This window comes from Komagataeibacter rhaeticus, from assembly GCF_003207855.1.
GTDB classification, from domain to species: Bacteria; Pseudomonadota; Alphaproteobacteria; order Acetobacterales; family Acetobacteraceae; genus Komagataeibacter; species Komagataeibacter rhaeticus.
In genome coordinates this window covers 21968-29069 of sequence record NZ_NKTZ01000023.1, presented here as the reverse complement: position 1 = coordinate 29069, position 7102 = coordinate 21968, and the positions used below count along the sequence as shown (strand labels likewise).

Annotated in this window: 5 protein-coding genes and 1 pseudogene; 5 read left to right on the top strand and 1 reads right to left on the bottom strand. The window is 59.7% G+C overall.

Features of this window, described 5'->3' with window-relative positions:
* Positions 1-131: 131 nt before the first annotated feature.
* Positions 132-1436 (top strand): annotated as a pseudogene (locus CFR78_RS13950) (B12-binding domain-containing radical SAM protein); the annotation flags it as partial.
* Between the two features lie 384 nt (positions 1437-1820).
* Positions 1821-2987, top strand: a complete 1167-nt coding sequence (locus CFR78_RS13945) for a carbohydrate porin (RefSeq protein ID WP_240471483.1) — start codon at positions 1821-1823, stop codon at positions 2985-2987.
* A gap of 60 nt (positions 2988-3047) precedes the next feature.
* Here CFR78_RS13945 and CFR78_RS13940 read toward each other — a convergent pair whose 3' ends face one another.
* Positions 3048-4484, bottom strand: coding sequence for a carbohydrate porin (locus tag CFR78_RS13940; protein ID WP_051672167.1), 1437 nt, complete (start codon positions 4482-4484; stop codon positions 3048-3050).
* A 525-nt stretch (positions 4485-5009) separates the two neighbouring features.
* Here CFR78_RS13940 and CFR78_RS13935 point away from each other — a divergent pair.
* The 3 genes from CFR78_RS13935 to CFR78_RS13925 all read left to right on the top strand — a co-directional run bounded on the left by CFR78_RS13935 (position 5010) and on the right by CFR78_RS13925 (position 6941).
* Positions 5010-5486 carry a hypothetical protein gene (locus CFR78_RS13935; RefSeq protein ID WP_034932743.1) on the top strand — a complete coding sequence of 159 codons (477 nt, stop codon included), beginning with the start codon at positions 5010-5012 and terminating at the stop codon, positions 5484-5486.
* A 188-nt stretch (positions 5487-5674) separates the two neighbouring features.
* The gene (locus tag CFR78_RS13930; RefSeq protein ID WP_240471484.1) at positions 5675-6244 is read left to right on the top strand and encodes a cytochrome b; all 570 of its coding nucleotides are present in this window, start codon (positions 5675-5677) and stop codon (positions 6242-6244) included.
* The gene (locus tag CFR78_RS13925; RefSeq protein ID WP_039998930.1) at positions 6234-6941 is read left to right on the top strand and encodes a VIT1/CCC1 transporter family protein; all 708 of its coding nucleotides are present in this window, start codon (positions 6234-6236) and stop codon (positions 6939-6941) included. The genes CFR78_RS13930 and CFR78_RS13925 overlap by 11 nt, the downstream gene beginning before the upstream one ends.
* Positions 6942-7102 lie beyond the last annotated feature (161 nt).

The window sequence follows — 7102 nt, the reverse complement described above, 5'->3', positions numbered from 1 at the left end:
CGACGCCATCTGGTCCGGGGTTAACCCCGGACCAGATGGCCAACAGCAACGCCGTCAGAAGGGCGGCATAACAACAACCGGGTATAGCTTATCAAGCCCACAAAACTGTCCGAACGGACGGGACCACCTCACCGGTTGTGGTTGGCGGCCCCGATGTCACATCCAGCCCGTCCCTCTACAGTACCGCGGATTTTCAGGTACTGGGCGAGGCCGAAGGCATCATGGATGATTTCATCGCCGCCTGGCGCGGTGGGGCCAGGCGGGGCGTGTTTGAAGCACCGATGGGCAAGACGGATGTCACGAAAAGTCCCCTGCCCCGCTTCGACCTGCTGAAGCTGGACCAGTACCTGCATGTCGGTATCCAGTTTTCACGCGGATGCCCGTTCAGTTGCGAGTTCTGCGACATCATCGAACTGTATGGCCGGGTGCCCCGCACCAAGACCAATGCACAGGTCATGGCCGAACTCGATGCCCTGTACGCGCTGGGATATCGCGGGCATGTGGATTTTGTGGATGACAACCTGATCGGCAACAAGAAGGCACTGAAAAAATTCCTGCCCGACCTGAAACGCTGGCAGGAGGAGAAGAAATTTCCCTTCGAATTCTCGACCGAGGCATCGATCAACCTCGCCGATGATCCCGACCTGCTGCGCAGCCTGTCACAGACCAATTTCTTCGCCATATTCGTGGGTATCGAAAGTCCGGATACGGACTCCCTCGTGCTCATGCAGAAAAAGCAGAATACACGGCGCAGCCTGCAACAGAGCATCGAGACGATCCACCGGGCCGGGATTTTCGTCAATGCCGGTTTCATCGTGGGATTTGACAGCGAAAAGGGCAGCGTGGCCAAAGGCATGATCGACTGTATCGAGGATACGTCGATCCCCGTCTGCATGGTCGGCCTGCTCTATGCCCTGCCCACGACCCAGCTGACGCGCCGCCTGCTGGCCGAAGGCCGGCTTTTTTCCGGCAGTGAACAGACCCGGTCGGGGGACCAGTGCACCGCCGGGCTGAATTTCGAGACAAGGCGGCCACGCCGCGACGTACTGGACGACTACAGGACGGTTCTCGGGGCGATCTATGACCCGGCCGCCTATTTCGGTCGGGTGCGCCGGCTGGGCCGGCTGCTTGGGCGCACGCGCGCCCACCGGATGGTAAAGGGGGACCTGCGCGGTTTTGTCCGGCTTCTCCTGCGCATTCATCGCGCGGGGCCGGGTACGGCCGGGCAGTTCTGGAGGATGCTGCTGGATTGCGCCCTGCATAACCCGAAGGCGCTGCCTTACGTGGTCATGATCAGCGCGCTCTACCTGCATCTTGGCCCATTTTCACGACAGGTTATCGGTGAGATTGACCGGGAGATCAGGGACGTGGACCAGGGGCGCTGGCAGGTGCCCCCTGTCATGCGTCCGGTCAGGGCGGAACCCGTGCCGGTCTGAACCCTGTCAAGGATGGATGAGGGAGTGTACGCAATGTACAATAAAAACTCTGGCATGTATTCTGCATTAAGGCGCATTTCATATAAATTCCGGCATAATGAAGCCGTACACCTTATGAAAATATATTTTGAATTAATGAAAAGGATAATGCAATGAACAGTTTATTTTAAATTCTACTTCATGATGCTATATTGTTCAGATGAGGTATGCTGGATATGACAATCATTATCGTGCATGGTTGCTTATGGTTGTTTTCCTGGCAGTGCTCTCCCCCGCATATGCCCAGACAGTACCCGTCAGCGTGCCAAGCGCAGGTGTGACGCCACGGCAGAGCGTTCCTGATCATATTGACCCGCGCACCCGTCTGTCCGGTGACTGGGGGGCATGCGGAACTGGCTGCTCGCGCAGGGAATTGACATCCGTATATCGGATACCGACGAGTTATGGGCCAACCCCGTGGGGGGCGCGCAGGCATCGGAGAACTACATAGGCTCCACGGCGGTTGAAATGGTGACGGACCTGCACGCCCTGACCGGCCTGGCGCTGGGAACATTCGACATCAGCGCCATGGAAATCCGCGGGCGCCCGTTCAGTAATGCGCCCCTGTATGTTTTCAACCAGACATCGAATATCGAGGCCGATGATAACGGGCGGCTGTATGAACTGTGGTACAGCCAGAAGTTCTTGCGGGAACGGCTGGCGCTACGGATCGGCAAGCTGGATCTCGGGCATGATTTCATGGTCAGCAGTGTCGGGCTGACCTTCCTCAATGCGTCCTTTTCCTGGCCCATCATGCCCGATAATGACCTGTATGATCAGGGGCCGGTCTCCCCCGTGACCACGCCCGCGATACGGTTACGCTATACCCTGTCCCCACGATGGAATTTCCTGTTCGCGGCGGCCGATGACAATCCCGTTGGCGGCCCCTTCATCAACGTGAGGGACCCGTGGAACCAGAACCGCGACCCGGGCGGCACGCGGTTCAGTTTCAGCACAGGCGCGCTTTTCTTTGGCGAAGTCCAGTACCGCAGGGACATATCCGGCAGACAGGGCACATACAAACTTGGCGGTTACTTTGACACCGGGCGTTTTCCCGACCAGTCCGACTTTGCGAAAAGCCATAAAACCAACTGGGCCGTCTACGGCATCGTGGACCAGACGCTCCGGCATTTCGGACGGATAACGACGCTGGATGCCTTCATCCGCGGGAACTGGACGGCAGATACCGACCGCAACCAGATCGTGTATGCCGTGGATGGGGGGATCGCCCTCAGCGCACCGTTTCACCGCCGTGGCGACGTACTGGGGCTTGGGGCGGGACTGGGCGCGGCCAGTCCCTGCCTTGCCGCGGCAGACCGGCGGTCCGGCCTGCCCGCGCAGGGTAACGAGTATCACCTGGAACTGACCTATCAGGCCCAGGTCACGCCATGGTTCATGCTCCAGCCCGATATCCAGGGCATCGTGTCACCCAGCGGGGGCGTGCTTGATGACAGGGGGCGGCGCGTGCATGACGAAGCCATCTTCGGATTGCACGGTAGCGTGACATTCTGACCACCCTGCCTGCGGGCCTGCGTGGAAAGATGCGGCCGGCCCGGCGCATTGCCCGGACAGCTAGAAATTCACATTGGTATGCAGTCCGAATACGGCTTCATTGCCAATGCGGCGCATCGGGCGGGACGGGTTGCCCAGACCGCCCGAGGGATCCAGCACGTACTGGAAATCGGGCTGCAGGACCATCCATGGCGTGACCTGGGCCTGATAGGTCAGCTCAAAATGGTTTTCATTTCCCTGCACCAGCGCCCCGCGCGCGCGGTCATAGGCGCGTACGCCCGACGTGGCACGGCCGATGCCCCAGCCCAGGCCAAGTGTATCGTTTGTCCTGCCCGCAAAGGGCGCCTTCAGGTTCAGCCCAGCATCAATGGCAAAGCTTATGATATTGCGGTCCCCGCTATTCCCGGTTGCCCGAACGAATACTCCCAGTGCGCGCGCGCCTTCGGGTGACGGGCGCCAGATTAGCTGGTCGACTATCCCGTAGATCAGCCAGTTCCCCCGGTCCCAGCGTGGCGTGCCGCCATATGCGCCAAGGGACTGCCCCTGCATGTTATACCGATAGTCCGGGAAGCGGGCGGTGTCGTAATATCCCCCAAGTTTATAGACACCCGGCAGCCCCGCATGGCGGACCGCACCCAGGCGGTCACCGGACCGGGGGTTGAGGGCGTACTGGATCTCGGTAATCAGAAGGGCGCCGGTTCCCATGTTGAACTGCGTGCCGCTGCCATCGTTCATCGTCTGGCTTGTGGGGTCCGCCGGGTTTGAGGTCACGCCAAAGACGTTGCTGTCCCGGTTGCCTGACGGATTGTCATCGGAAGCCGCGAACATGACGGTATAGTTTCCGCCGGGCCGATAGCGCAGCCGGATTGCGGGCGCGGCAAGGGGCCATGAGGGACCACCGGCATAAAGATTGGCCGAAGGACCCATGGGCCACCCGAAACTGGCATTGAGATACTGGGATGCGTAATCACTGATCAGGAATTCCGTATCAAGATCCTGCTGGCCGATCTTGATGTCCAGTGTGTCCTTCAGGAAAGACTGCTGGTACCACAGTTCGAACAGACGGGTTGACCGATCGGCCTCAAACCCGCTGATGGGGTTGAAATCGGCCAGATGATCCTGGGTAATGGCGCGTCCGCGGATCTGCAGGGCACTGACATTGAACGTCCCGCCCACAAGCCCCATGAGTTTTTCCAGATCCGCCGTCAGGTCGGGCATGGTAACGCCAATATAGGACGCGCCCGTGCCCGCTCCCCTGCCGTCGCCACTGGTGCTGGCGATCCCGCCCGTGGCATTGCCCCACAGTTCATTGACATCCTGAATGCCCAGCGTCATGCCGTAACGCGCCAGCCACGGGCGCAGTCCCCCCATGTCGCCCAGCAGGCTGCCACCAGCGGCGGACGGGGTATCCTGGCTCTCGCTGGCAGGGATTTCATCCGCCTGCCATACATCACGCGCGGCAACTGGAATGGTCTGGGCATGGCCCGGAACGGACATGAAACCGCCAAGGCCCCAGACAAGAATTCCCCCGCAGGCGCGCCAGGGCAGTCCGTTACCGGAAACAGCCGGAATCCTGCATGATGTCAGCCTGCGCGGTCGCAAATGATTCTCATATTATTATCGTAAAAAACGGGTCCTAATCCGGGAAGATATTATACACCTGTTTTTCTTTTCACAACATGATGTTTTTGTTAAAAATTAAATATAAAAAACATGGTAAAAATTGTATTTTTATACTGATTTATTTTTTACTGATTCATGAAACGAAAATACTGATTGCCACAGCAGCTTATCCCGCCTGTCGTAGTGCCAGACAGACCGGGTATCCGTATATGGAACGACCGCATTCACGTCCGTTGCGGCCTGCGGGCAATCCCGTATCCGGCTGAAGGCGGCCACCACCGTCCGGTCATAACCGTCCACCCGGTGTTCAGGTTCACGTCATGTTTGCGTGTTAGGGCATGAAACGCATCAGCACGATGGCATGAACAGGGTCGTACGGCGGGAGGCCGGACACATAAAATGAAGTCGATAGTGCGTTACGGGCTGGCTGTCCTCATGATGACCGGCATATCTGGCTGCGCGGCCCATGCCGAAACGGACACGGACGGGATCTGCCAGACGGTGGAACAGGGTATCCGCCTGCATGTGGATGGTCTGTATGGCGGGTATCCACATTCCGTCCTGCGCGATGCGGTACTGGAAAGCGTGACCTGCCCGTCAGGCGATGCCGAACTGCGCGCGTTCCATGCCATTGCCATGCCGCCACCCCATATGCGCGTTGCCGTTACCCGCCCCACGGGACAGGGGCAGCAGGGGTCGCTGTCCGTCATGCTGTTTTCGCAGGGGCATTTCGTCATTGGCGAACGGATGTCCCTGTCCCCCTTCTCGCGCACACAGTCCCCCTTTTCGGTAAAGGCGGACATCAATCTTGCAACCGCCCGCCTGTGGAGCGACCTGGCGAACCGGATGGCGCAGGGAAAACCCGTCATTCCGTGACGGTGCAGGGGCGGCCGGGCACGCCCTGCACGCCGCGTTCATCAGGCCACGGTACCGCGCCCCTGCCGGTCCTGACGCCGCGCCGGCACCGTTCCTTTTTCCGCCCCGCGCACATAACCGGCCGGCCGCACGGGGGCGATCCCTGCCCGTTCAGGTTCGCGTCATGTTTGGATGCCATGATTGCACCGATGAAATACAGAGCCAGCCTTCCCCCCACACGTTATGACGTGCCGACGGTCATCTTCCACTGGGGGTGCGCGGCCATTATCGTGCTGCAGTTCGCAACCGCGAATTCATGGGGCCTGTTCCACAACCCGCTCCACCATCAGCTGGTGGTCGCCCATCTGACCGCGGGCATGGTGCTGAGCGTTCTGTTCCCCGCGCGCCTGCTGTGGCGGCTGGGCTGGGGGCGGCATATCCGCGCCGCCGACCGCTGGCTTGATGCCGTGCTGGCGCGCGGCGTGGAATACAGCCTGTATGCGCTGGTCATGCTGGAAATCGTGCTGGGATACATGTGGCGGTGGGGCAATGGACAGGCCATGAGTTTCCTGTCCCTTCAGTTCATGCCGCCTTTCGGCAGGTTCTCGGCATCAGCCATCAGCCTGCTGCACGGACTGCACCAGTGGAATGGCTGGCTGATCATCGTGCTTGCCACGGGTCACGGGCTGGCGGCGTGTTTTCATTACTTCATTCTCCGGGATGATGTTTTCCAGAGAATGCTGGTTACAGGGAATGCATCTGATGAATATGGAAAGTAGTACACCGTCACGCCCCGTGGAAATCCATGCGACATCCCGGCTGGGCTGGCTGCGGGCGGCTGTGCTGGGGGCGAATGACGGTATCCTGTCCACTTCCAGCCTGATCATTGGCGTTGCCAGCGCCCATGCGACACGGGGCAGCATCCTGCTGGCCGGAATTTCCAGTCTGGTTGCCGGGGCCATGTCCATGGCGGCGGGGGAATATGTATCCGTCAGTTCGCAGGCGGATTCAGAAAAGGCCGACCTTGCCCGCGAAAAAAAGGAACTTGGTACAAGCTGGGACGCCGAAGTCAGCGAACTGGCCGGGATATACCGCCAGCGTGGCCTGGATGACATCCTGGCGCGCAAGGTTGCCCTCCAGCTCATGAAACATGATGCACTGGGTGCCCATGCCCGTGATGAACTGGGTATTTCCGAAGCAACGGCGGCGCGTCCGGTGCAGGCTGCGTTTGCATCGGCCGGTGCGTTCTCGTCCGGTGCCATATTACCCGTCCTGGCGGCCATGCTGTCACCGGCTGGCGTGGTGTCATGGGCTGTCTGCGCCGTATCCCTGATCGGCCTGGCGGTGCTGGGCGTGGTGGGGGCACGCGCCGGGGGGGCTGCGCCATTGCGTCCGGCCGTGCGGGTCATCTTCTGGGGCATCATGGCCATGGCGGTCACGGCGGCGATCGGCCGGATATTCGGGGTGCAGACGTGATGCGTTGAATATTTTCACATATGGGAAGAATGAACAGGTACCATGAATGTAATTCTTGTAATCATGCTGGTGAAAGCTGTCGTTTCATTATTATGCATACGGCTTGTCTTCTGCCTGCATCATGACAGACATTACATGAAATCCCACGGAAACGGACCCGC